Source organism: Methylobacterium sp. AC690, from assembly GCF_979256535.1.
This window is the reverse complement of sequence record NZ_CEEDOX010000018.1, coordinates 19,148-40,715: the sequence shown is the minus strand read 5'-3', so window position 1 is coordinate 40,715 and position 21,568 is coordinate 19,148. Positions and strand designations below refer to the sequence as shown.

The 21,568-nt window shown below is 70.1% G+C and carries 20 protein-coding genes; 15 read left to right on the top strand and 5 right to left on the bottom strand.

The window, feature by feature from the left end:
* Positions 1–391 precede the first annotated feature (391 nt).
* Both AC0IY1_RS20010 and AC0IY1_RS20005 read left to right on the top strand, forming a co-directional pair.
* Positions 392–808 (top strand): response regulator, encoded by a 417-nt coding sequence (locus AC0IY1_RS20010; RefSeq protein WP_471771804.1) that lies wholly within the window; start codon positions 392–394, stop codon positions 806–808.
* A 191-nt stretch (positions 809–999) separates the two neighbouring features.
* The gene (locus AC0IY1_RS20005) at positions 1,000–1,239 is read left to right on the top strand and encodes a hypothetical protein (RefSeq protein ID WP_103709521.1); all 240 of its coding nucleotides are present in this window, start codon (positions 1,000–1,002) and stop codon (positions 1,237–1,239) included.
* Between the two features lie 256 nt (positions 1,240–1,495).
* Here the strand turns inward: AC0IY1_RS20005 and AC0IY1_RS20000 are convergent, their stop codons facing one another.
* Together AC0IY1_RS20000 and AC0IY1_RS19995 are read right to left on the bottom strand one after the other, a co-directional pair.
* Positions 1,496–2,539, bottom strand: coding sequence for a double zinc ribbon domain-containing protein (locus tag AC0IY1_RS20000; protein WP_471771802.1), 1,044 nt, complete (start codon positions 2,537–2,539; stop codon positions 1,496–1,498).
* A 423-nt stretch (positions 2,540–2,962) separates the two neighbouring features.
* Complete coding sequence (locus AC0IY1_RS19995; RefSeq protein ID WP_103709519.1) at positions 2,963–3,667, bottom strand: helix-turn-helix transcriptional regulator; 705 nt, start codon at positions 3,665–3,667, stop codon at positions 2,963–2,965.
* An 86-nt stretch (positions 3,668–3,753) separates the two neighbouring features.
* Here AC0IY1_RS19995 and AC0IY1_RS19990 point away from each other — a divergent pair, with 86 nt between their 5' ends.
* From AC0IY1_RS19990 to AC0IY1_RS19965, 6 genes are all read left to right on the top strand, one after another.
* Positions 3,754–4,167 (top strand): VOC family protein, encoded by a 414-nt coding sequence (locus AC0IY1_RS19990; RefSeq protein ID WP_471771801.1) that lies wholly within the window; start codon positions 3,754–3,756, stop codon positions 4,165–4,167.
* A 292-nt stretch (positions 4,168–4,459) separates the two neighbouring features.
* On the top strand, positions 4,460–5,296 hold the full coding sequence (locus AC0IY1_RS19985) for a formate/nitrite transporter family protein (protein ID WP_055949910.1): 837 nt from the start codon (positions 4,460–4,462) through the stop codon (positions 5,294–5,296).
* 63 nt (positions 5,297–5,359) lie between these two features.
* The gene (locus tag AC0IY1_RS19980; protein ID WP_471771799.1) at positions 5,360–7,099 is read left to right on the top strand and encodes a protein kinase domain-containing protein; all 1,740 of its coding nucleotides are present in this window, start codon (positions 5,360–5,362) and stop codon (positions 7,097–7,099) included.
* Between the two features lie 398 nt (positions 7,100–7,497).
* Positions 7,498–8,241 (top strand): (Fe-S)-binding protein, encoded by a 744-nt coding sequence (locus tag AC0IY1_RS19975; protein ID WP_055949917.1) that lies wholly within the window; start codon positions 7,498–7,500, stop codon positions 8,239–8,241.
* Entirely contained in the window at positions 8,238–9,920 is a 1,683-nt protein-coding gene (locus AC0IY1_RS19970; RefSeq protein ID WP_471771797.1) for a lactate utilization protein B, read from the top strand. The genes AC0IY1_RS19975 and AC0IY1_RS19970 overlap by 4 nt, the downstream gene beginning before the upstream one ends.
* Positions 9,917–10,510 carry a LutC/YkgG family protein gene (locus AC0IY1_RS19965; RefSeq protein WP_471771795.1) on the top strand — a complete coding sequence of 198 codons (594 nt, stop codon included), beginning with the start codon at positions 9,917–9,919 and terminating at the stop codon, positions 10,508–10,510. The genes AC0IY1_RS19970 and AC0IY1_RS19965 overlap by 4 nt, the downstream gene beginning before the upstream one ends.
* A gap of 19 nt (positions 10,511–10,529) precedes the next feature.
* Here AC0IY1_RS19965 and AC0IY1_RS19960 read toward each other — a convergent pair whose 3' ends face one another.
* Positions 10,530–11,006 carry a hypothetical protein gene (locus AC0IY1_RS19960; RefSeq protein WP_471771793.1) on the bottom strand — a complete coding sequence of 159 codons (477 nt, stop codon included), beginning with the start codon at positions 11,004–11,006 and terminating at the stop codon, positions 10,530–10,532.
* Between the two features lie 356 nt (positions 11,007–11,362).
* On the opposite strand from AC0IY1_RS19960, the gene AC0IY1_RS19955 reads away from it, so the two are divergent.
* The 5 genes from AC0IY1_RS19955 to AC0IY1_RS19935 all read left to right on the top strand — a co-directional run bounded on the left by AC0IY1_RS19955 (position 11,363) and on the right by AC0IY1_RS19935 (position 17,625).
* Positions 11,363–12,223 (top strand): transglutaminase-like domain-containing protein, encoded by an 861-nt coding sequence (locus tag AC0IY1_RS19955; protein ID WP_055950117.1) that lies wholly within the window; start codon positions 11,363–11,365, stop codon positions 12,221–12,223.
* 136 nt (positions 12,224–12,359) lie between these two features.
* A complete protein-coding gene (locus tag AC0IY1_RS19950; protein ID WP_471771791.1) occupies positions 12,360–13,772 on the top strand; it encodes an ethanolamine ammonia-lyase subunit EutB in 1,413 nt (470 codons plus the stop codon).
* Complete coding sequence (gene eutC, locus AC0IY1_RS19945; RefSeq protein WP_471771789.1) at positions 13,769–14,632, top strand: ethanolamine ammonia-lyase subunit EutC; 864 nt, start codon at positions 13,769–13,771, stop codon at positions 14,630–14,632. Before AC0IY1_RS19950 ends, eutC begins: the two co-directional genes overlap by 4 nt.
* A gap of 376 nt (positions 14,633–15,008) precedes the next feature.
* Positions 15,009–16,739 carry a dihydroxy-acid dehydratase gene (gene ilvD / locus AC0IY1_RS19940; protein ID WP_055949931.1) on the top strand — a complete coding sequence of 577 codons (1,731 nt, stop codon included), beginning with the start codon at positions 15,009–15,011 and terminating at the stop codon, positions 16,737–16,739.
* Positions 16,726–17,625 (top strand): tetratricopeptide repeat protein, encoded by a 900-nt coding sequence (locus tag AC0IY1_RS19935; RefSeq protein ID WP_471771787.1) that lies wholly within the window; start codon positions 16,726–16,728, stop codon positions 17,623–17,625. Before ilvD ends, AC0IY1_RS19935 begins: the two co-directional genes overlap by 14 nt.
* 68 nt (positions 17,626–17,693) lie before the next feature.
* On the opposite strand, the gene AC0IY1_RS19930 is transcribed toward AC0IY1_RS19935, so the two are convergent.
* Positions 17,694–18,323 (bottom strand): glutathione S-transferase family protein, encoded by a 630-nt coding sequence (locus tag AC0IY1_RS19930; RefSeq protein ID WP_103709508.1) that lies wholly within the window; start codon positions 18,321–18,323, stop codon positions 17,694–17,696.
* Between the two features lie 65 nt (positions 18,324–18,388).
* Positions 18,389–19,183 (bottom strand): exodeoxyribonuclease III, encoded by a 795-nt coding sequence (gene xth, locus AC0IY1_RS19925; protein WP_055949940.1) that lies wholly within the window; start codon positions 19,181–19,183, stop codon positions 18,389–18,391.
* Positions 19,184–19,281: 98 nt separating this feature from the next.
* Here xth and AC0IY1_RS19920 point away from each other — a divergent pair, with 98 nt between their 5' ends.
* Entirely contained in the window at positions 19,282–19,983 is a 702-nt protein-coding gene (locus AC0IY1_RS19920; protein WP_471771888.1) for a ceramidase domain-containing protein, read from the top strand.
* A 182-nt stretch (positions 19,984–20,165) separates the two neighbouring features.
* Entirely contained in the window at positions 20,166–21,488 is a 1,323-nt protein-coding gene (locus AC0IY1_RS19915) for a homoserine dehydrogenase (RefSeq protein WP_471771785.1), read from the top strand.
* The last annotated feature ends 80 nt before the right edge of the window (positions 21,489–21,568 follow it).

Here is a 21,568-nt window from a genome sequence, read left to right as displayed (position 1 = left end):
CGGCGATCACGGGTGTCCGGGACGGGGTCGGATCGACCGGCGGCGAGACCCGCGCACTGGAACACGGCTCCCCCGTGGCCGAACCGTTTCGCGATGCTGCCGGCGTCTTCTTCCAAGGTGGTCTTGATCCGGCGGAGTCTTGGTCCAGGGGAGCCTTGGTCCAGGAGGGCCATGCTGGCCCGGCTTGCTGAGGAGAGCCCGCGCCGGCGGGGTCCGCGTTCCTGCCCATCGGCGCATCGCCCGATGGGGTGCTGCCGGTCCTTTCTCCGGAACGGCCCCGCCCGGGGCGGAAACGGCCCGCCTGTGGAAGCCGCTCCGATGCAATGAACGCGGAGCGCCTTCCCACGTTGGTAACCCTGAACCTCCTTATCATAGAGCAAATTGCACGGGCATGAGCCAACCTCCAGACGCCTCCGCCCGCTACGCGCTCATCGTGGATGATGATGGCCTGATCCGCATGGACATCGCCGACATCCTCGAAGACGCCGGATTTCTGACCTTCGAGGCCTGCGATGGCGACACAGCCATCGCCTTGCTGGCGGACAAGTTCGAACAGGTGGTGCTGCTGTTCACCGACGTTCAGATGCCCGGTACGCGCAACGGCTTTGCCGTCGCCCGGGAAACCGCACGCTGCTGGCCCCACATTTCCATCGTGGTGGCCTCCGGGCACGTGCAGCCGGGTCCGGATGAAATGCCCGAGGGAGCCGTCTTTATCGGTAAGCCTTTCACCGCCGGCATGGTGCACGACCATCTCACCGAGATTTTACCCGATGGGAACAAGCCCGAGCCCCTGCGTCAAAGGTCTTGATGCACCGGAGCCGCACGGTTCCTGCACGCGAAATGGGCATCGTGCTCGCGGAAATCTGAATACCTCCGCACCGTACCCAGTGGTAGATGCGTGGCCACGGCACGACGCTACTGCTAAGTTTCACCTTGTCGCGGTAATGGCGCGTTAGGTGGCCCATGCATCTCTGTGCCTCGACTTCGGAGGGGCGGGACATGGCGGCTGAGCAGGCTGCTCGCGCTGATGGATTTCTTGCCGTCAGCGACGAGATCATTGATGGTTGCTACTTGGTGATGATGGTTTGCCCGCGCGGCAGCGTGCTGCTCATCACCAAGTTCGATGCCCAGAGCGACGACGCGGCGCTCGTGGTGGCCCAGGGCATGCGCAACGAGCACGCCGTGGAACTCTGGCAGGGCGTGCGCTTCATCGAGCGCTTCGATCCCGTGGCCCCATAGGGCGGAGCGGTCCGTGCCGGGCGGACCCTCCGGCACGCTGGCGGAAGGCCCTGCCAAGCGCCTCGCGCCCGGACGCTTCGCAACACGGTCGTGACGTGGACGGACGGGTCCCGATTCCCTCGCTGTCGCGCGCGGATTTCGCGGCCGGAACGGAGCTGCGTTTCGGAAGCGTCGCGGTTCGGAAGCGTCGCGGTTCGAAAGCCTCTCGGTTCGAGAGTGTCTCTCGGGTCGGGGCGTGCCCAGCGCCGGATCCCGCTCAGGCGGGTCCTGCGGCGGGCGTGCCACAGGCGTAGCAGAAGCGCTCGAACGTGCTCTTGCGACGGGTGCAGGCCGGGCAACGCTCGAAGATCCCGATGCCGCAATGCGGGCAGAAGTTCGCCTCCGCATTGGTGAGATCGATCGGCCGTTCGCAGCCGGGACAGACCTTCTTGGCGAGCCGCAGCAGAGCCTGGTCGGTCGCGATCTCCGTTCGGCGCTCCTCGTTCGGCCGCGCCTCGGCCGCCTTCTGGCGCGCGTTGTAGGCCTGCAGCGCGTTGATCGCGGCGCGGCCGACGACGAGGGTCAGGATGACCCCGACGCCGTATTGCACGTAGCCGCCGTAGCTCGGCAGGTAGGGAACGAGCTCGACGAAGAAGGCGAAGGCGGCCGCGAAGGCAAAGCCCCAGACGAAGGGCCAGTTGCGCGTGCGCCGCCGCTTCAGCAGCAGCCATCCGGCCAGGGCGAGCAGCGGGAGCGTGAGGGCGAGCCGATAGCCGAACACGCGCAGCTCCTGCTCCCGCTCGGCCGCATCGAGCTTCGCCTGAGCCGTTGCGCGCAGTTCCGTCTCGACCCGCTCCTGGGCGTCTTCGCGCTCCGAGAGGGCAAGCTGTGCGCTCGCCCGCTCCTCCAGGCGCGCCTCGATGGCGCGCTCCGCACTCTTGAGGGTGTCGAGCTGCTGCGTGCGGGCAATCAGTCCGGGATCCTGGTCGACCCGCTGCGTGGCGTCGCGGGTCTTCAGCCAGTTGGCGAAGGTTTCCTGCGCGGCCTCGGACGCGGCGCGCGCGGCCGCAAGGGCAAGCTGGTCCTGTTCGGCCCGGCGGCGGCTGTCCGCCTGCTCGCGCCTGATCTCCCGCAGGGCCTCCGCGGCCGGGCGCGCCTGATCGGCATCGAGGAACTGGTCGAGGCTGTAGCGATGCTCGACCTGGGGGAGGTCGCCGACCACGAGGGAGCCGAGGCCGATCAGGAACCAGGCGAAGAGGAACGCCACCAGCCAGAGCACGAGCGTGAACCAGCGTTCGGAGAGCCTGCGACCAGATGCCATTTCAGTAACCTTGCTCGGGCGTGACGGGCCTGCATCCGCCGATGTGCGGCACCGGCCTCGCCGACACGCGCGTCTCGGGATGCCCGCAGCGTTCCGAGCGCATCGGAACGGCCCTTGATCTCGCAGGAGACATCGGCCCTGTCACCAACGATCTGCAGCCGATCTCAGCCCGGGCGCACCCGGCTCTCGTCCTTCCGGCACGATTCCGGAGCGCGGACGGAGCGGTTGTCGGCGCAGGACGACGTCGCCTTCCGGCTCGTGCGGTCGAAGCGCGTCCCGAGCTCTCCGGCGATGCGCGGACGTCGCGTTGCTCCTGCCTTCCGAGACCGGAGACCGCGCCCCGCCCTGAGCCGAAGCGGCCGGCCCACGCAGGGCCGGCGCAGGGCCGACGCAGGGCCGACCAGGAGAAGCCTGCCTGACGCGTCAGGCCGCCGGCGGAGCCGCAGCCCCGTTCTCCAACGCCTCCAGGTAGGCCCGCAGCAGCGACGCCCGTCCCGGCCGGAAGCTGCCGCCCGCGACCCGGGCCTCGACGATGCGGTCGACCCGGAACATCCGGAACGCCTCGCGCAGGCGGCACCAGGCCAGAACGACCAGCCGCCGCTCCGTGTACACGAGCGCCAGCGGCAGGATCGTGCGCTGCGTGGCCGCGCCGTGTTCGTCCGTGTAGCGAATGGCGAGCGCGTCCTCCCGCCAGCACGCCTGCCGGATCAGCCCGAGGCCCGGTACGGGGAGATAGCGCGCGTCGGGGCGGTAGACCTTCGACACGGCGTGAAACAGCTGCTGCTCGCGGTCGTCCGGCAGGGTTGCGGCGACCTTGGCCACGACCGAGGCCGCGGCCGCCGCCAGGTCGGGGTCGCCCATGCGACGCACCTCCGCCATGCCGAGGGCCAACGCCTCGATCTCCAGGCGGTCCAAGGTCTGCGGCGGCAGCGCGTAATCCTCGGTCAAGCGGTAGCCGTAGCCCCGCTCGCCGTCGATCCGGGCCCCGGCTGCCCGCAGGCTCTCGATATCCCGGTAGAGCGACCGCACGGAGACGCCGGTCTCCTCGGCGAGCCGTGCGGCGGTCACGGGGGCGGGCAGGGTGCGCATCGCTTGGAGGAGACGGAAGAGGCGGTCGCTCCGGGCCATCACGCTACTGCCGGTTTCTGTCAGGTCGGGGTTGGTACATCCCGGTCGCCAGGCAGGACAACACGTCCCGCGCATCGGAGACCGCCATGAGTGTCCAAACCACGACCCATCTCAACTTTCGCGGCCAGGCCCGCGAGGCCCTCGACTTCTACCGCTCCGTCTTCGGGGGCGAGCGGACGATCGTCACGTACGGAGACCTCGGGGCGACGCAGGACGCCGCGCAGGCCGAGCAGGTGATTTGGGGCCAGGTGGCGTCCGATCAGGGCTTCCGGATCATGGCCTACGACGTGCAGCCGGAGAAGCCGTGGCACCCCGGCGAGAACGCGGTCTACGTCTCGGTCCGCGGCAGTTCGGCCGAGGAGATCACCGCGCACTGGGAGACGCTGCGCGCGGGCGCGTCGATCCTGCAGCCGCTCGGCGCCTCGGCCTGGTCCCCGCTCTACGGAATGCTGACGGATCGCTTCGGCGTGACCTGGGTCCTGGACGTCATGGTCGCCTGAGCTCCCGGTTGGCGGACGATCGCAGGTTCGTCCGCCGTCCCGCACCGGGGCCGCGGGGGCGCTCCCGTGTCGGTTGCGAAACCGGCGGCGTCGGGGAACCGCGAACGCGCTTCCCGGGCGGTGATCGGCTCCGAACGGGTACGGCTCTTGCATGCCGGTCGGCGACAGGCGACGTGCGAGACCCTCGCACGTCCCTCGCTGCAGGCCGCGCAATGAAGCGTGGCCGGATGAGGGCCTCGGCCCAGCCCGTCCGGCGAGCTTTGCAGAAGCCCGAACAGGAAAAGGACCCGATATGGCCTATCTCGCCCCTGCTGAGTTCGTCACCAAGATGGTGGATGCAGGCGAATCCAAGATCTTCATGTCGACCCGCGACACCATCATTCGCGCCTACATGGCCGGCGCGATCCTGGCCCTCGCCGCGGTCTTCGCCGTCAGCATCACGCAGCAGACCGGCATTCCCATCCTCGGCGCCGCCCTGTTCCCGGTCGGCTTCTGCATGCTCTACCTGCTGGGCTTCGACCTGCTCACGGGCGTGTTCGTCCTGGCTCCCCTCGCGCTCCTGGACCGCCGGCCCGGCGTGACCTGGGCGGGCGTGTTCCGCAACTGGGGCCTCGTCTTCCTCGGCAACTTCCTCGGCGCGCTCACCGTGGCCCTGATGATGGGCTTCGTGTTCACGTTCGGCTTCACGGCGCCGGCCGACAAGGTCGGTGAATTCATCGCCCATATCGGCGAGCGGCGCACCGTCGGCTACGCCGCGCACGGCGTCGGCGGCTGGTTCACGATCTTCATCCGCGGCATGCTGTGCAACTGGATGGTCTCCACCGGCGTCGTCGGCGCGATGATCTCGACCACGGTCAGCGGCAAGGTGATCGCCATGTGGATGCCGATCATGCTGTTCTTCTACATGACCTTCGAGCATTCCGTGGTGAACATGTTCCTGTTCCCCTTCGGCCTGCTCATGGGCGGCCAGTTCTCGATCGGCGACTACTTTTTCTGGAACGAGATCCCGACCGTGCTCGGCAACCTCGTCGGCGGCCTCGCCTTCACCGGCCTGACTCTCTACACCACCCACGTCCGGACCGCCCCGAAGCGGACCGTCGTCAACGCGGAGCGCCGCCTCGCGGCCTGAGCGCCGACTCGGCGGTCGAGCCCCGCGCCGCACGGTGCCGGGCGCGACCGCCGGGATCTGCCGATGCCTTCGCCTCTGATCCTCTCCCTCGGCCAGGCCAGCGAGCGCGGGCGCAAGGAGACCAACCAGGATTTTCACGGCGCGCGCGTCCCCGAGGGCGCCGCGCTGGTTCTGCGGGGAAGCGCCATCGCCCTCGCGGACGGGATCGGCAGCAGCCCGGTCAGCCACGTCGCGAGCGAGACGGCGGTCCGGAGCTTCCTGTCCGATTACTACGAGACCCCCGAGACCTGGTCGGTGAAGACGGCGGCCAGCCGGGTCATCGCCGCGACGAATTCGTGGCTCTTTGCCGAGACCCGGCGCAACCGGCACCTGCAGGATCCCGAGGGCTCCCGCGATCGGGGCTACGTCACCACCTTCAGCGCCCTCGTCCTGCGGTCGCGCACCGCCCACATCTTCCACGTGGGCGATGCCCGCATCGCACGCGTGGGGCAGCGCTCGCTCGAAGTCCTGACCGAGGACCACCGCGTCGTCCTCTCCGCCGACGAATCCTATCTCGGCCGGGCGCTCGGTGCCGCCGCCCATGTCGAGATCGACCACCACGCGGTGGCGATCGAGGGCGGAGACGTTTTCGTCCTGACGACGGACGGCGTGCACGAGCACGTGCGGCCGGAGGCGATCGTCGCCGCGATCGCGACACATGCCGGCGATCTCGACCGGGCCGCCCGGGAGATCGTCCGCCAGGCCTACGACAACGGCAGCGGCGACAACCTCACCGTCCAGATCGTCCGCGTCGAAGCCGTGCCCGACGGCGCGCTGGACGAACTCTCGGGCCGGATCGACGCCCTGCCTCCGGCGCCGCTCCTCGCTCCGCCGACCACGTTCGACGGCTACCGCGTGCTGCGAACGTTGCATGCGAGCCACCGCAGCCACGTCTACCTGGCGATCGATGCGGAGAGCGGGCGCAACGTCGCCCTCAAGGTGCCGTCGACGGAGTTGCAGACCGACCCGGCCGGCCTGCAGCGGCTGATGATGGAAGAGTGGATCGCCCGGCGGATCGACAATCCGCACGTGTTGAGCGCCCCGCCCCAGACCCGGCGGCGCAGCCACCTCTACACGGTCATGGACTACGTCGAGGGCCGGACGCTCGCCCAGTGGCTGAGCGACACTCCGGAGCCGGACCTCGAGGAGGTGCGGCGCCTCGTCGAGCAGATCGCGGTCGGCCTGCGCGCCTTCCACCGCCGTGAGATGGTCCACCGCGACCTGCGCCCCCACAACATCCTGGTCGACGCCGCGGGCACCGTCCGGATCATCGATTTCGGCTCGACCCGGATCGCCGGGCTCGCGGAGGACGATGCGTCCGTCGACGACACGGTGCTGGGCACCGTGCAGTACACCGCGCCGGAATGCCTCGCGGGACGCCCCGCCACGCCGCAATCGGACATCTTCGCGCTGGGCGTGATCGCCTATCAGATGCTCACCGGACGCCTGCCCTACGGCGCGCGCGCGGCCCAGGCCTTCAGCGAAGCCCGGGCCCGGCGCCTGCATTACGTCTCCCTCGCGGCGGCGCGCGCGGGCCTGCCGGCCTACGTCGATGCGGCCCTGCGGAAAGCGGTGCATCCCAATCCGGCCCAGCGCTACGAGGTTCTCTCGGCGTTCCTCCACGACCTGCGCCACCCCAATCCGTCGCTGCCCGGCCTCCGACGGGCGGCGCTGCTGGAGCGCGATCCGGTGCTGTTCTGGAAGCTGGTCTCGCTCGTCCTGGCGGTGGCCGTGGTCTGCCTGTCCGTGCGGCTGGCCGCCTGAGCCGGCGCGTCGCCCGCGCGGGGACGGGACCGGTCGGGTTCGCCGCGCCGGGGTTGTACCGGCCGATCCGCCGGAGAGATGTCTGCGCGAGTCGCCGGCGCGATCCGATCGAGGCCGAGCCAACGATCCGGATCGAGATGGACATCGCAGCGCTTCGGCAAGCAACCCGCAGCGCGGAGGCCCGCGAACACTTACCGTTTCCGCGTTGAAAATCCGATCGCGCACGGGCCTGCGCCTCGGACACCATCCCGCACCCCGATCCGCACCCTTTCCGCACCCCTGCGCGCGAGAAACTGGTTTCCCCTTTCCGGCCCGATGCTCTAAACCCGGCCCCAGAGTAGAACATTTCCAAAGGCGGCCGGCGGGGTGTCCCGATGGGCGCGGGACCAGGGAACGCCATGCGCATCGGACTGTTCGTGCCGTGCTACGTCGACGCCTTCGAGCCGGAGGTGGGGGTCGCCACGCTGGAGCTGCTGGAGCGCTTCGGGCTCGACGTGGACTACCCCTTCGACCAGACCTGCTGCGGCCAGCCGATGACCAACACCGGCTGCCACGCCGAGGCGGCCGCCACCGAGGCGCTGTTCGTCAAGAACTTCGCCCCGTTCGACTACGTCGTGGCCCCGTCCGGCTCCTGCGTGCATCAGGTGCGCGAGCACCTCACGGCGATCCCGCAGACGGACGAGGTCAAGGCGGTGCGGGCCAAGACCTTCGAGCTGGTCGAATTCCTGCACGACATCCTCAAGGTCGAGGAATTTCCCTGGGCGGAGTTCCCGCACCGGGTCGGCTACCACGGCAATTGCAACGCCCTCCGGGGCATCCACCATGCCCGTCCGTCCGAGCTGAACGCGCCGTTCTTCTCCAAGCCTCTCGACCTGCTGAAGAAGGTCAAGGGCATCGAGATCGTCGCCCCCGCCCGGCCCGACGAGTGCTGCGGCTTCGGCGGCACCTTCTCGGTGTTCGAACCCGCGGTCTCGGCCAAAATGGGCTACGACAAGGTCTCCGATCACGCCCAGGCGGGCGCCGAATACGTCGTCTCGGCCGATTCCTCCTGCATGATGCACCAGAAGGGCTGCGCCGACCGGATCGGCGTGCCGCTGAAGTTCATCCACATCGCCCGCATCCTCAATGGAGCGACCGCATGAGCGCCTCCGAAGACCTTCAGCCCCGCGGCGAACAGCGTCCGCAGGACGAGGCCCGCCGCGACGGCGTGATCCACCCCGAGGTGCTGGCCGGCAACGACGAGAGCGAGCGCGGCCAGGACGGCCAGCGCCTGCAGCACGCCGAGGGCGCCTCGCGGCCGATCTCGGCCAAGGCCATCTCGCCGAAGGCGCCCCGGGAGCCGCAGCCGCGCGGCGCCAAGATCCGCGGCGACCGCCCCATCGACCAAGCCGAAGCCGCCGAGCGCTTCCTGGCCGCGCCGATGCACCAGAAGGCGCACGACGCCCGGCTCTGGGACCTGCGCTCCAAGCGCGACACCGCCGCCTTCGGCATCCCCGAATGGGAGGAGCTGCGCGAGCTCGCCTCGCAGATCAAGACGCACACCCTGGCCAACCTCGACCGCTACCTCGAGCAGTTCGAGGCGCAGGCCAAGGCCAACGGCGTCCACGTGCACTGGGCCGCCGACGGGGCCGAGCACAACCGCATCGTCCACGGCATCCTCAAGGATCACGGCGCGACATCGCTGATCAAGTCGAAGTCGATGCTCACCGAGGAGTGCGGCTTCCGGCACTACATGGCCGGCACCGGCATCGAGGTGATCGAGACGGATCTCGGCGAGCGCATCCAGCAGCTCGACAACGAGGAGCCGAGCCACGTGGTGGTGCCGGCCGTGCACAAGACCCGCTTCGACGTGGCCGAGGTCTTCTCCCGCACCATGGGGACCGACCCGGAGAACGACGACGCCCACTACCTGGCCGAGAGCCAGCGCATGCACACGCGCCCGCTCATCCTGGAGGCGGATGCGGGCCTGACCGGCTGCAACTTCGCCATCGCGGAGACCGGCACGGTGGTGACCTGCACCAACGAGGGCAATGCCGACCTCTCGGGCAACGTGCCCAAGCTCCAGATCCACTCCATCGGCATCGAGAAGCTGATCCCGCGCATCGAGCATCTCGGCGTGTTCCTGCGCCTGCTCTCGCGCTCGGCGCTGGGCTCGCCCATCACCCAGTACACCTCGCACTTCCGGGCGCCCCGCGCGGGCACCGAGATGCACATGGTGCTGGTGGATAACGGCCGCTCCGAGCGCCTCGGCATGGAGGAGTTCTGGACCTCGCTGAAGTGCATCCGCTGCGGCGCCTGCATGAACACCTGCCCGGTCTACCGGCGCTCGGGGGGCCTCTCCTACGGCGCCACCTATTCGGGCCCGATCGGGCTGATCATCGACCCGACCTTCAACAAGCGGAAATACTCGACCCTGCCGTTCTCCTCGACGATGAACGGCTCCTGCACCAACGTCTGCCCGGTGAAGATCAACATCCACGAGCAGATCTTCGCCTGGCGGAAGGTCCTGGCGGAGGAGCACCAGATCCCGCTCCTCAAGCAGGGCATGATGAAGGCGGCGGGCCAGGTGCTGAGTCGCCCCGCCACCTACCGGGCCGCCATCGGGGCGGCCGATTCCGCCCTGAAGGTGCTGCCGCGCTTCGCCGTCTACAACCCGCTCAACACCTGGGGGAAGGGCCGCGAGATGCCCGAGGCCCCGCGCCAGACCTTCCACGCCTGGTACAAGCAGAACCGCCTGGCGAAGGCGGGGGGCAAGAAGATCGACGGCAAGAAGAGCGACGGCAACACGAGCGACGGCAACAAGTCCGGGGGCAACAAGTGAGCGTCCGCGAAGCCACCCTGGCACGCATCCGCCGGAACCGCCCGGCCGGCGAGCACCCGCTGCCGGAGGTGCCGCTCTTCGCGCCGCTGGTCGGCGACGACCGCGTGGCCGAGTTCGGCGAGCGCCTGAAGCGCATGGGCGGGCGGCTCGCCGAGGCGCCGCCCGAAGGGGACCTCTTCGCCAGCGTGCGCGAGCGCCTGGACGGCGCGGCGGTCATCGCCTCCGCCGTGCCGGAGATCGCGGGCAACCGCGATCTCGGCGCCGTCGCCCGGCCGCAGGACCTCGCCGACGTCGACGTCGCCATCGTGCGGGCGGTGTTCGGCGTGGCCGAGACCGGCTCGGTGCTGTTCACGCAGGCCGAGTTGAAGGTGAACGCCGTTGCCTATCTCGCCCAGCACCTCGTGGTGCTCCTCGACCCGGCCGACATCCTGGTGAACATCCAGGCGGCCTACCGCCGCCCGGACTTCGCCCACGCCGCCTACGCCGTGCTGCACACCGGCCCCTCGGCCACCGCCGACATCGAGGGCGTGCTGATCCACGGCGCGCAGGGCGTACGCTCGCTCACGGTGATCCTGGCGCCGCGGACCTGACCGGGCCCGTGCCGGGCCCTCAGCTGATCCGCAGCGCGTCCTGCTGCTCCGGCGGAACGAGCGAACGCAGCCGCTTGGCCACCGCGGTCGGGGCGTTGCAGATGGTGACCAGCCGCCAGACGATGGACCAGCCATCCGCCACCTTGGCTTGGGTGTAGGAGAAATCCGCCTGCGTCGGTTGCCGGATCCCGTTCTGGTCGAACAGGTAATACTGCCAGACCGAGTAGGGATTGGGCGTCGGGTCGGTGAAGGACTGGGCCAGCTGGTACATCCCCTGCGGGTAGGTGATCCCGGTTCGACCTGTGAAGTCCGCCGGGTGGACGTAACCCAGGGAATTGACGATCCGGTTTCCCTGGAAGGTCAACTCCGTGAAGGTGAAGTTCTTGTCGACCTTCGTGACGTAATTCATCACGTCGAGGACCGTGCGTCCTGGGACCTGGGTAAAGTCGACCGCGTAACGATAAAATATTCCAACAACGCTGAAGTTGACGGTCATGGCGTAGTCCCTGCGGCATCAGTAAAGCGCGCCAAGCCGCTGCCGATGCAGCGTGACGAGGCCTCCACGCCTGAGATGAAGGAAGGTCTTCCGAATCGCCGGACAGGCACGCCTAGGTGGCATTTCTCGCGCGAGAAAAGCAACCTCAGATTTATTTTTGCCGTCTGCTGTTCCGGGGCCGCGGGCGCGACAGGCGTTGCGGGCGGACACGCCGCGTCGACCAAGACCCTCGCGGACTTGTCGCGAAGGCACGCCACGAGGCGCGATCCTTGCTATGGTCGTCCCCGATCACGTCGTCCTCGCTGCGGTCATCTCTGCTCGGGTGACGACCCGAACCTGCCGGCAAGGAGCGGATGGTGCGCTATCAACTGGGCTGCAATTTATCCTACAACATCCTCTCGGACACGACGTTCATCTTCAATCTTGAAGTCGCGCGCCTGCGCAGCGTCGAGATCCTCCATGAAAGCCTGGTGTTGTCGCCGAACTTGAAGCGCGACATCTACATCACGCCCGACCTGCAGAACCGGTATCTCGGCGTCAACGTGCCGGTGGGTCAGTTTTCGCTGGAATACAGTGCCGAGGTCGAGCTCACCGTGCACCGGGCCGACCCGGCGACGATCAACGAGACGCCGATCGCGAAGCTGCCCCTCGACATCCTGCCCTTCCTGCTGCCGAGCCGCTTCGTCTCCTCCGACCGGCTGACGCCCTTCGCGCTGGCCGAGTTCGGTGCCCTGCCGAAGGGCCATCAGCGCGTCAACGCGATCTGCAACTGGATCCACGACCACCTGACCTACCAGCCCGGCACCAGCGACGGCGAGACCACCGCGGACGAGAGCCTGCTCAAGCGGGCCGGGGTCTGCCGGGACTTCGCGCATATCGGCACCGCCTTCTGCCGGGCGCTCGGCATCCCGGCCCGCTTCGTCAGCTGCTACGCCCACGGCCTCGTGCCGAGCGACTTCCACGCGGTGTTCGAGGCCTATCTCGACGGGCGCTGGTGGCTGTTCGACGCCACGCGCCAGGCCGACCTCGACGGGCTCGTGCGCATCGGCGTCGGCCGCGATGCCGCCGAGATCGCCTTCTCGACGCCCTGGGGCAACATGCAGCCGGTCAACCAGCAGATCCGCATCGTGCGGGCGGACGGGCAGGGCAGCCCGGCCCAGCGCACCGTCGACGCGATCTCCACCGAGGAGCCCGCCCCGCACGCCGGCGCGGCCTGAGGGTCGGCGGACACACGCCCCGACGCACGCGCTCGGCAGGCGCGCCGCGCCGGGCTCGCTGCGCCGGTCTTGCCGCGCCGGTCTTGCCGAAGCGGGCCGGGGCGCGATCTGGACAGTTCACGGAGGGCATCGCGCCATGGCCTATCGTCACGTCGTCGGTCCGCGGACCCACGTCTTCGCCGATCTCGCAACCCTGATGGCGAAGGCGACGCCGGTGCGGTCGGGCGACCGGCTCGCCGGCATCGCTTCCGAATCCGCCGAGGAGGAGATGGCGGCGCGCTGGTGCCTCGCCGAGGTGCCGCTGCGCGAGATCCTGGCGCGTCCCCTGATCGCCTACGAGGCCGACGACGTCACGCGCCTCATCCTGGACACCCACGATGCGGGGGCCTTCGCCGAGATCGCCCATCTCACCGTCGGCGATTTCCGCGAGTTCCTGCTCACCGCCGCGCCGGGGACCCTGGCCCGGATCGCCCCCGGCGTGACGCCCGAGATCGCCGCGGCGGTCTCCAAGATCATGCGCAACCAGGACCTGATCCTGGTGGCGCGGAAGTGCCGGGTGGTCACCCGCTTCCGCAACACCATCGGGCTGCCGGGGCGCCTCGCCGTGCGCCTGCAGCCCAACCACCCCACCGACGATGCCGCCGGCATCACCGCCTCGATCCTCGACGGCCTGTCCTACGGCTGCGGCGACGCGGTGATCGGCCTCAACCCCGCCTCCGATTCCGTCTCGACCCTGAGCGGCCTGCTCCACCTCTTCGACGACCTGATCCGGCGCCTGGAGATCCCGACGCAAGGGTGCATCCTCACCCACGTGACCACCACGATCGCGGCGATGAACCGGGGCCTGCCCGTCGACCTGGTGTTCCAGTCGATCGCGGGCACGCAGGGGGCCAATGCCAGCTTCGGCGTCACCCTGCCGATCCTCCGGGAGGCGCACGAGGCGGCCCTCGCCCTCAAGCGCGGCACGGTGGGCGACAACTGCATGTACTTCGAGACCGGGCAGGGCTCGGCCCTCTCGGCCGGCCAGCATCACGGCATCGACCAGCAGACCCTGGAGGCGCGGGCCTACGCGGTGGCGCGGCCGTTCCGGCCCCTCCTGGTCAACACGGTGGTGGGCTTCATCGGGCCGGAATACCTCTACGACGGCAAGGAGATCATCCGGGCCGGGCTGGAGGACCATTTCTGCGGCAAGCTTATGGGCGTGCCCCTGGGGGTGGACGTCTGCTACACCAACCACGCCGAGGCCGACCAGAACGACATGGACACCCTGCTGACCCTGCTGGGGGCGGCCGGCTGCAACTTCATCATGGGCATCCCCGGCGCCGACGACGTGATGCTGAACTACCAGTCCACCTCGTTCCACGATTCCCTCTACCTGCGCGAGGTGCTCGGCCTGAAGCGCGCCCCGGAATTCGAGGCCTGGCTGGAGCGGATCGGGCTCACCGACGCGGACGGCGCCCTGCTGCCGCAGGGGCCGAGCGCCCGCCTCCTCGCGGCGGCGCCGGGTCTCGCGACCTCCGGCCTCGCGGGTTCGGATCTCGCCGCATGAGCGCCGACCGCCGTACGGGCGAGACCGGTCCGGACGCCGACCCCACGAACGATCCCACGAACGATCCCACGATTGATCCTTGGGCCCGGCTCGCCCGGCTCACCCCCGCCCGCATCGGCCTCGGCCGGGCCGGCTCCGGCCTGCCGACCCGGGAGGTCCTGCGCTTCGGCCTCGCCCACGCCCAGGCCCGGGACGCCGTGCACACGCCCCTCGACGCCGGGGCGGTGAGCGCCGGCATCGCCGGACTCGGCTTCGAGACCCTCACGGTGACCTCCGCCGCCCCGGACCGGGCGACCTATCTGCGCCGGCCCGACCTCGGCCGCGCCCTCGGGGACGGGGCTGCGGCGGCGCTCGCCGCCGGCGGCGACGGCCCCGTGGACCTCGCCCTCGTGGTCGCCGACGGCCTCTCGGCCCGGGCCGTGCACGAGGGGGCGGCGGGCTTCCTCGCCGCCTTCAAGCCGCATCTCCACCGGGCCGGCTGGCGCGTGGCGCCGGTGGTGGTGGCGACGCAGGCACGGGTCGCCCTCGGCGACGGCGTCGGCGCGGCGCTCAGGGCCCGCGCCGTGGTGGTGATCATCGGTGAGCGGCCCGGCCTGTCCTCGCCGGACAGCCTGGGGCTCTACCTTACCCTCGACCCCCGGGTGGGGCGCTCGGATGCCGAGCGCAACTGCATCTCGAACGTGCGCCCGGCCGGGCTCTCGCACGATCTGGCCGCGTTCAAGCTCGACTGGCTCCTGACCCAGGCCTTCGCCCTCGGGATCTCCGGCGTGAACCTCAAGGACGACAGCGGGCCCGCCCTCGCGGCGGCCCCGGGCCCGACCCTGCTGGGCGACGGATCGGAGTCGGCCCAAGGCTCCTGAGGCGCCAAGGCTCCTGAAGCGTCAAGGCTCCTGAAGCCTTCGCGCGCGGCCGGGAGACGAAAATGGCCGTCGCTTCAGGTTGTTCGGAAGAAATCCCGCCCGAAAGCGTGGCTGTGGCGAGGTCGCAACACCCCGAAAGCATCCCGACTTTGCCTTGGGAGACGCCTCTCGCCGCCGCGATCCCGCCATAAACCGGGACCACCTCAGCAAGCGCGGTAAACGATAGTTCCCCCAACGCTTTACCGCGGAGTTCAGACGCTTTCCGAGAAACGGTCCGGTGGGGCCGCGCGCCGTGGGTCCCCACGGAACGCACCCATCTGTTCGCGGTCGCGCCGAACCCACACATGCGTATCAGGCCGGGGCGGTGAGACGAACGATGGACGCGAGCAAAACCGACAAGTCGAAGCTTCCGAGCCGCCATGTCACGGAGGGGCCTGAGCGCGCTCCCCACCGCTCGTACCTCTATGCCATGGGCCTGACCCGCGAGCAGATTCACCAGCCGCTGGTGGGCGTCGCCTCCTGCTGGAACGAGGCCGCCCCCTGCAACATCTCGCTGATGCGCCAGGCGCAGGCGGTGAAGAAGGGCGTCTCGGCCGCCAACGGCACCCCGCGCGAGTTCTGCACCATCACGGTGACGGACGGCATCGCCATGGGCCATGCCGGCATGCGCGCCTCGCTGCCCTCCCGCGAGGTCATCGCCGACTCGGTCGAGCTGACCATGCGCGGCCACGCCTACGACGCCCTCGTGGGCCTGGCCGGCTGCGACAAGTCCCTGCCCGGCATGATGATGTCGATGGTGCGCCTCAACGTGCCGTCGATCTTCATCTACGGCGGCTCGATCCTGCCCGGCTCGTTCCGCGGCCGGCCGGTGACGGTGCAGGACCTGTTCGAGGCCGTGGGCAAGGTCGCGGTGGGCGACATGTCCCTCGAGGACCTCGACGAGCTGGAGCAGGTCGCCTGCCCGTCGGCCGGCGCCTGCGGCGCGCAGTTCACCGCCAACACCATGGCCACCGTCTCCGAGGCCATCGGCCTCGCGCTGCCCTACTCGGCCGGCGCGCCGGCGCCCTACGAGATCCGCGACAGATTCTGCATGACCGCGGGCGAGAAGGTGATGGAGCTCATCGCCAAGAACATCCGCCCGCGCGACATCGTCACCCGCAAGAGCCTCGAGAACGCGGCGGCCGCCGTCGCGGCCTCGGGCGGCTCCACCAATGCGGCCCTGCACCTGCCGGCCATCGCCCACGAGTGCGGCATCAAGTTCGACCTGTTCGACGTCGCCGAGGTGTTCAAGCGGACGCCCTACATCGCCGACCTGAAGCCGGGCGGGCGCTACGTCGCCAAGGACATGTTCGAGGTCGGCGGCATCCCGCTGCTGCTCAAGACGCTCCTCGACCACGGCTTCCTGCACGGCGACTGCATGACGGTCACCGGCCGCACCATGGCGGAGAACATGGAGCGGGTGCACTGGAACCCCGACCAGGACGTGGTTCGCTCCGCCGGTACGCCCCTGACCCCCACCGGCGGCGTCGTCGGCCTGCGCGGCAACCTCGCCCCCGAGGGCGCCATCGTGAAGGTGGCGGGCATGTCGGAGGAAAAGCAGGTCTTCACCGGTCCGGCCCGCGTCTTCGACGGCGAGGAGGCCTGCTTCGAGGCCGTCCAGAAGCGCACCTACAAGGAGGGCGAGGTCCTCGTCATCCGCTACGAGGGCCCGAAGGGCGGCCCCGGCATGCGCGAGATGCTCTCCACCACCGCGGCCCTCTACGGCCAGGGCATGGGCGACAAGGTCGCGCTCATCACTGACGGGCGCTTCTCGGGCGCCACCCGCGGCTTCTGCGTCGGCCATGTCGGGCCCGAGGCCGCCGTCGGCGGTCCGATCGGCCTGATCCGTGACGGCGACATGATCACCCTCGACGCCATCAAGGGCACCCTCGACGTGGCGGTCTCCGACGCGGAGTTCGCCCAGCGCCGCGCCGCCTGGAGCCCGCGCACCAACTCGGCCACCTCCGGCTACCTGTGGAAGTACCAGCAGACCGTCGGTCCGGCGGTGAATGGCGCGGTGACCCATCCCGGCGGCGCCGAGGAGACGCACACCTATGCGGACATCTAGGACAGCCCACGGCCGCGTCACGCGGCCGGCACGGGCCGCCCGGGATCGGCCGCCGGCCTCGATGGGCCGGCGGCTCGCCGCGGCGGTCGGGCTCGTGTTCCTCGGCGCCCTGCCGGCGGCGGCCCTCGACGCCACCGCCCGGACACCGGTGCCCAGCGGCAACTACCGCAGCGCCCGCGAGGCCCTGCGCATGGGCGTGCGCGACTACAATGCCGGCGACAAGGAAGGGGCCGCCCGCGCCCTGGAATACGCCGCCGAGCAGGGCCATGCCCTGGCGCTGTGGAAGCTCGGCCGCATGTATGCGGAGGGCGACGGCGTGCCCCACGACGACCTGAAGGCGTTCGAGTTCTTCTCGCGCATCGCCGACGACACCACCGACGAGGGGCCGGACGCCCAGAACTCGGGCGTGGTCGCGAGCGCCTTCACGGCACTCGGGACCTACTTCCTCGACGGGATCAAGGGCACCTATGTGCGCCCGAATCCCGAGCGCGCCTACGACATGTTCAACTACGCCGCCTCGTATTTCGGCGACCCGAACGCGCAGTACAATCTCGGCCGGCTCTACCTCGACGGCACCGGAGTCGACACCGACGCGCGCCAGGCCGCGCGCTGGTTCAACCTCGCCGCCGAGAAGGGCCATGCTCCGGCCCAGGCCCTGCTCGGGCAGCTCCTCGTCAACGGCCAGGGCGTGCCGGCCCAGCGCGCCCGCGGCCTGATGTGGCTCTCCATGGCCCGGGAAGCCGCCCAGGGGCGCAAGGACGACTGGATCGTCGCCCTCTACGAGAAGGCCTGGGCCACGGCCAGCGAGGAGGACCGCGCCGCCGCGATGGCGCAGGCCTCCCAGACCACCGCCCAGGTCACCGGATCGGCGCGCCGCCGGCGCTGAGGTCCGACGGTCGCGCCGCCCGGGGACGCCCAGTTCGGGCAATCCGTTCGGCCCATTAGTTCGGCCAATCAGTTCGGCGACGTCCGGGCCGCGAGCGCCGTCACGAAGGACGGGCGCGCCAGGGTGGCGCTGACGTAGCCGGCGAGCTTCGGCCAGCGCCCGGCATCGACGGTTTCACCGGCCAGATGCAGGTTGTGGAAGCCCGTGGCCACGGAGATGTCCGCGACGCTGAAGGCGTCCCCGACGAGGTAGGGCCCGTCGATCTGCCCTTCGAGGTAATCGTAGATCTTCGGCAGGTCCTCGTTGAGGGCCTTGGCGACGGCGCCCTCGTCGCCGGGCTGCCCGAGCATCTTGGGCTTCACCACACGATTGGCGAAGGGGGCGATGATCGCGTCGAACATCTCGGTGTCGCCGTACTTGTCGAACCAGATCGCGCGGCCGCGGGCCTTGGCCTCGGACGGGTACAGCGCCGGGCTCGGGACCTTCGCCTCCAGGTAGGTCAGGATCGCCGAGGAATCGGCCAGCAGGAAGCCGTCATCGTCGAAGGCGGGAATCTTGCCGAGGGGGCTCGCCGCCTGGAACGCCGCATCCTCGGCGTGGAAGAACAGCGGGATGTGCTCCACCGCCTGGCCCTTCTCGGCCAGGGCGACGAGGACCTTGCGGACGTAGGGCGAATAGCCGGTGCCGTAGAGTTTCACGTTTGGGGGTGCTCCATGTTGGGGGGATCGGTGGAGCCCAACCCCCGGGCGCGCGGATCGTTCGCTCACGCGTCGGTGAGGTCGGCCGTCACCGGCACGTGGTCGGAGGGCTTTTCCAGGCCTCGCAGGTGCTTCTGCACCGAGGCCGCGGTCAGCCGGTCGGCGGCCTGCGGCGAGAGCAGGAGGTGGTCGATCCGGATCCCGGCATTCCGGTTCCAGGCTCCCGCCTGATAGTCCCAGAAGGTGTAGAGGCCGGACCGCGGGTCGCAGGCCCGCAGGGCATCGGTGTAGCCCTCGGCGAGGAGCGCCCGGAACGCCGCCCGGCTCTGGGGCAGGAACAACGCGTCCGCGCGCCAGGCCTCGGGGTCGGCGGCATCGTCCGGCTCGGGAATGACGTTGTAGTCGCCGGCCAGCACCACCGCCTCCTCGCCCTCGCGCAGGCCCTGCGCATGGCGCCGCAGCCGCTCCAGGAAGCCGAGCTTGTAGGGGTATTTCGGGCTGTCGACGGGATTGCCGTTGGGCAGGTAGATCGAGGCGACGCGCACGGGGCGCACCCCCTCGCCGGAAACCAGCGCCTCGATGTAGCGGGCCTGCTCGTCGCTGTCGTCGCCGGGGAGGCCGCGGCGGATCTCGGACATCGCCAGGGGCGCGCGCACCAGCAGGGCGACGCCGTTATAGGCCTTCTGACCGAGGGTCTCGACGGCGTAGCCCGCGGCCTCGATCTCCGCCCGCGGAAACCCCTCGTCCTGGCATTTCAGCTCCTGCAGGCAGACCACGTCGGGCTTGGCCTCGTCGAGGAAGCCGACGAGGTGACCGACGCGCTGCTTGATCGAATTGACGTTCCAGGTGGCGATCCGCATGGGCAGGGGGTCTCTGGGAGCTGGGGCGCGTGGGTGTCCGTCATCGGGCCTTCGCCGCGGGCTGGCAAGGCGTGACGCGAGACGAAGGCGAGGTCCAGATGGAAGGTGACTGGCTGGCGCCGATCTGCGCCTATTGCGAGCGCGGCGATCCCGGCTTCTGGGCGGAGCCGGTCAACGCCCTGTCGAACGGCGCCTTCCTGGTCGCCGCCGCCCTGGCGACGGCGCGCGTGCGCCGTGCCCGGACGGGCGATGCGCCGGCCCTCCTGCTCAGCGCCCTGGTGGCGGTGGTGGGGGTCGGCTCCTTCCTGTTCCACACCCTGGCGGTGCGCTGGTCGCTGCTCGCCGACGTCATCCCGATCGCGCTCTTCATCTACGCCTACTTCCTGCTGGCGATGCGGCGCTACTTCGACCTCGGAATCGGGGCGGCGCTCGCCGCCACCCTGGCCTTCGCGGCGTTCAACCTCGGCCTGGAGCCCGCCCTCGACGGGCTCACGGGCCGGTCGACGGACGCGCTGACCAACGGCTCCCTCGCCTACGCCCCCGCGATCCTGGCGCTGACGGGCGTCGCCGCCGGCCTGCTGACGCCGCGAGGCCTTCTCGATCCGGCTAGGCGCGAGGCCGGGCTCGGCCTCCTGGGGGTGGCCGCGCTGTTTGCCGTCTCGCTCGGCTTCCGCACCCTCGACCGGGCGGTCTGCCCGGTCTGGCCCCTGGGCACCCACGCCGTCTGGCACCTGCTCAATGCCGGGGTGCTCTACGGGCTCATCGCCGTCGCGGTCCGATACCGTCGGCACCGATCGTAACGCCGGGGCTCCAGGACGGCGGGCCGTTTTGTTGCACCCCCCGGCAAATCGTTGCAGAAGATCGGGCCGCGTCGAGCGCGGCATTCGCCTCCGCCGATCGACGCCGAGCCCGCACCGCCGCCGGACGCGGCAGGTCCCGGACGCGACAGGTCCACGGCGCGACAGAGTGACGGAACACACCCATGACACAGAGCCTTCGCCTCGGCGTTGCCGGCCTCGGCACCGTCGGCGCCGCCGTCGTCCGGATGGTCGCCCGCCGGGCCGAGGCCCTCGGCCAGACCAGCGGACAGGCGATTCGCGTCACCGCCGTCTCCTCGCGTGACCGGGGCCGCGACCGCGGCCTCGACCTCGCCGGCGTGACCTGGTTCGACGATCCCGTCGCCCTGGCGGCCTCCGGGGCGGTCGATTGCGTGGTCGAACTCATCGGCGGCGCCGAAGGGCCGGCCCGGCAGACGGTGGAGGCGGCCCTGGCCGCCGGCAAGCACGTGGTCACCGCCAACAAGGCCCTGCTCGCCAAGCACGGCGCGGCGCTCGCCCGGCAGGCCGAGGCGGCGGGCGTGGCCCTGGCCTACGAGGCCTCCGTCGCCGGCGGCATCCCGGTGATCAAGGCCCTGCGGGAGGGCCTGACCGGCAATGCCGTGTCGCGCGTCTACGGAATCATGAACGGCACCTGCAACTACATCCTGACCCGGATGGAGCGCGAGGGCCTGACCTTCGAGGCCTGCCTCAAGGACGCCCAGGCCCTGGGCTACGCCGAGGCCGACCCGACCTTCGACGTCGAGGGCTTCGACACCGCCCACAAGCTCGCGATCCTGACGAGCCTCGCCTTCGGCACCGAGGTCGACGCCGAGGGCGTCTCCGTCGAGGGCATCTCGGCGATCCAGCCCCTCGACCTGACCATGGCCGAGGAGCTGGGCTACCGGATCAAGCTCCTGGGCGTCGCCCAGGCGGCGGCCGGCGGCATCGAGCAGCGGGTCCATCCGACCATGGTGCCGAAATCCTCCGCCATCGCCCAGGTCATGGGCGTGACCAACGCGGTCACCATCGACGCGGACGCGGTGGGCGAACTCACCCTGATCGGCCCCGGCGCCGGCGGCGAGGCTACCGCCTCGGCCGTGGTCTCCGACATCACCGACATCGCCGCCGGCACCCGCCGCCCGACCTTCGGGCGTCCCGCCGCTGCCCTGAGCCCGTCCCAGCGCGTCGCCATGCAGCGGCACGAGGGCGGCTACTACATCCGCCTCACCGTGCACGACCGCCCCGGCGTCGCCGCGGGCGTCGCCACCCGCATGGCCGAGCGCGAGATCTCCATCGAGAGCATCCTGCAGCGCCGTTCCGAGAGCGCGGCCTCGAAGGATCCGCATGGCCGCTCCGGCCAGCCGGTCCCCCTGGTGCTGATCACCTACGCCGCCACCGAGGGCACGATCCGGGACGCCCTGGACGCCATCGCGGCCGACGGCCTGCTCGCCGAAGCGCCCCAGCTGATCCGGATCGAGCGCGAATAGCCCCCGTGCGTCCGACATCGTACGATCCGGGGTGAACGAAGAAAAATGCGCGTCATGGTCGAAACTTAGTGCCTTACGCG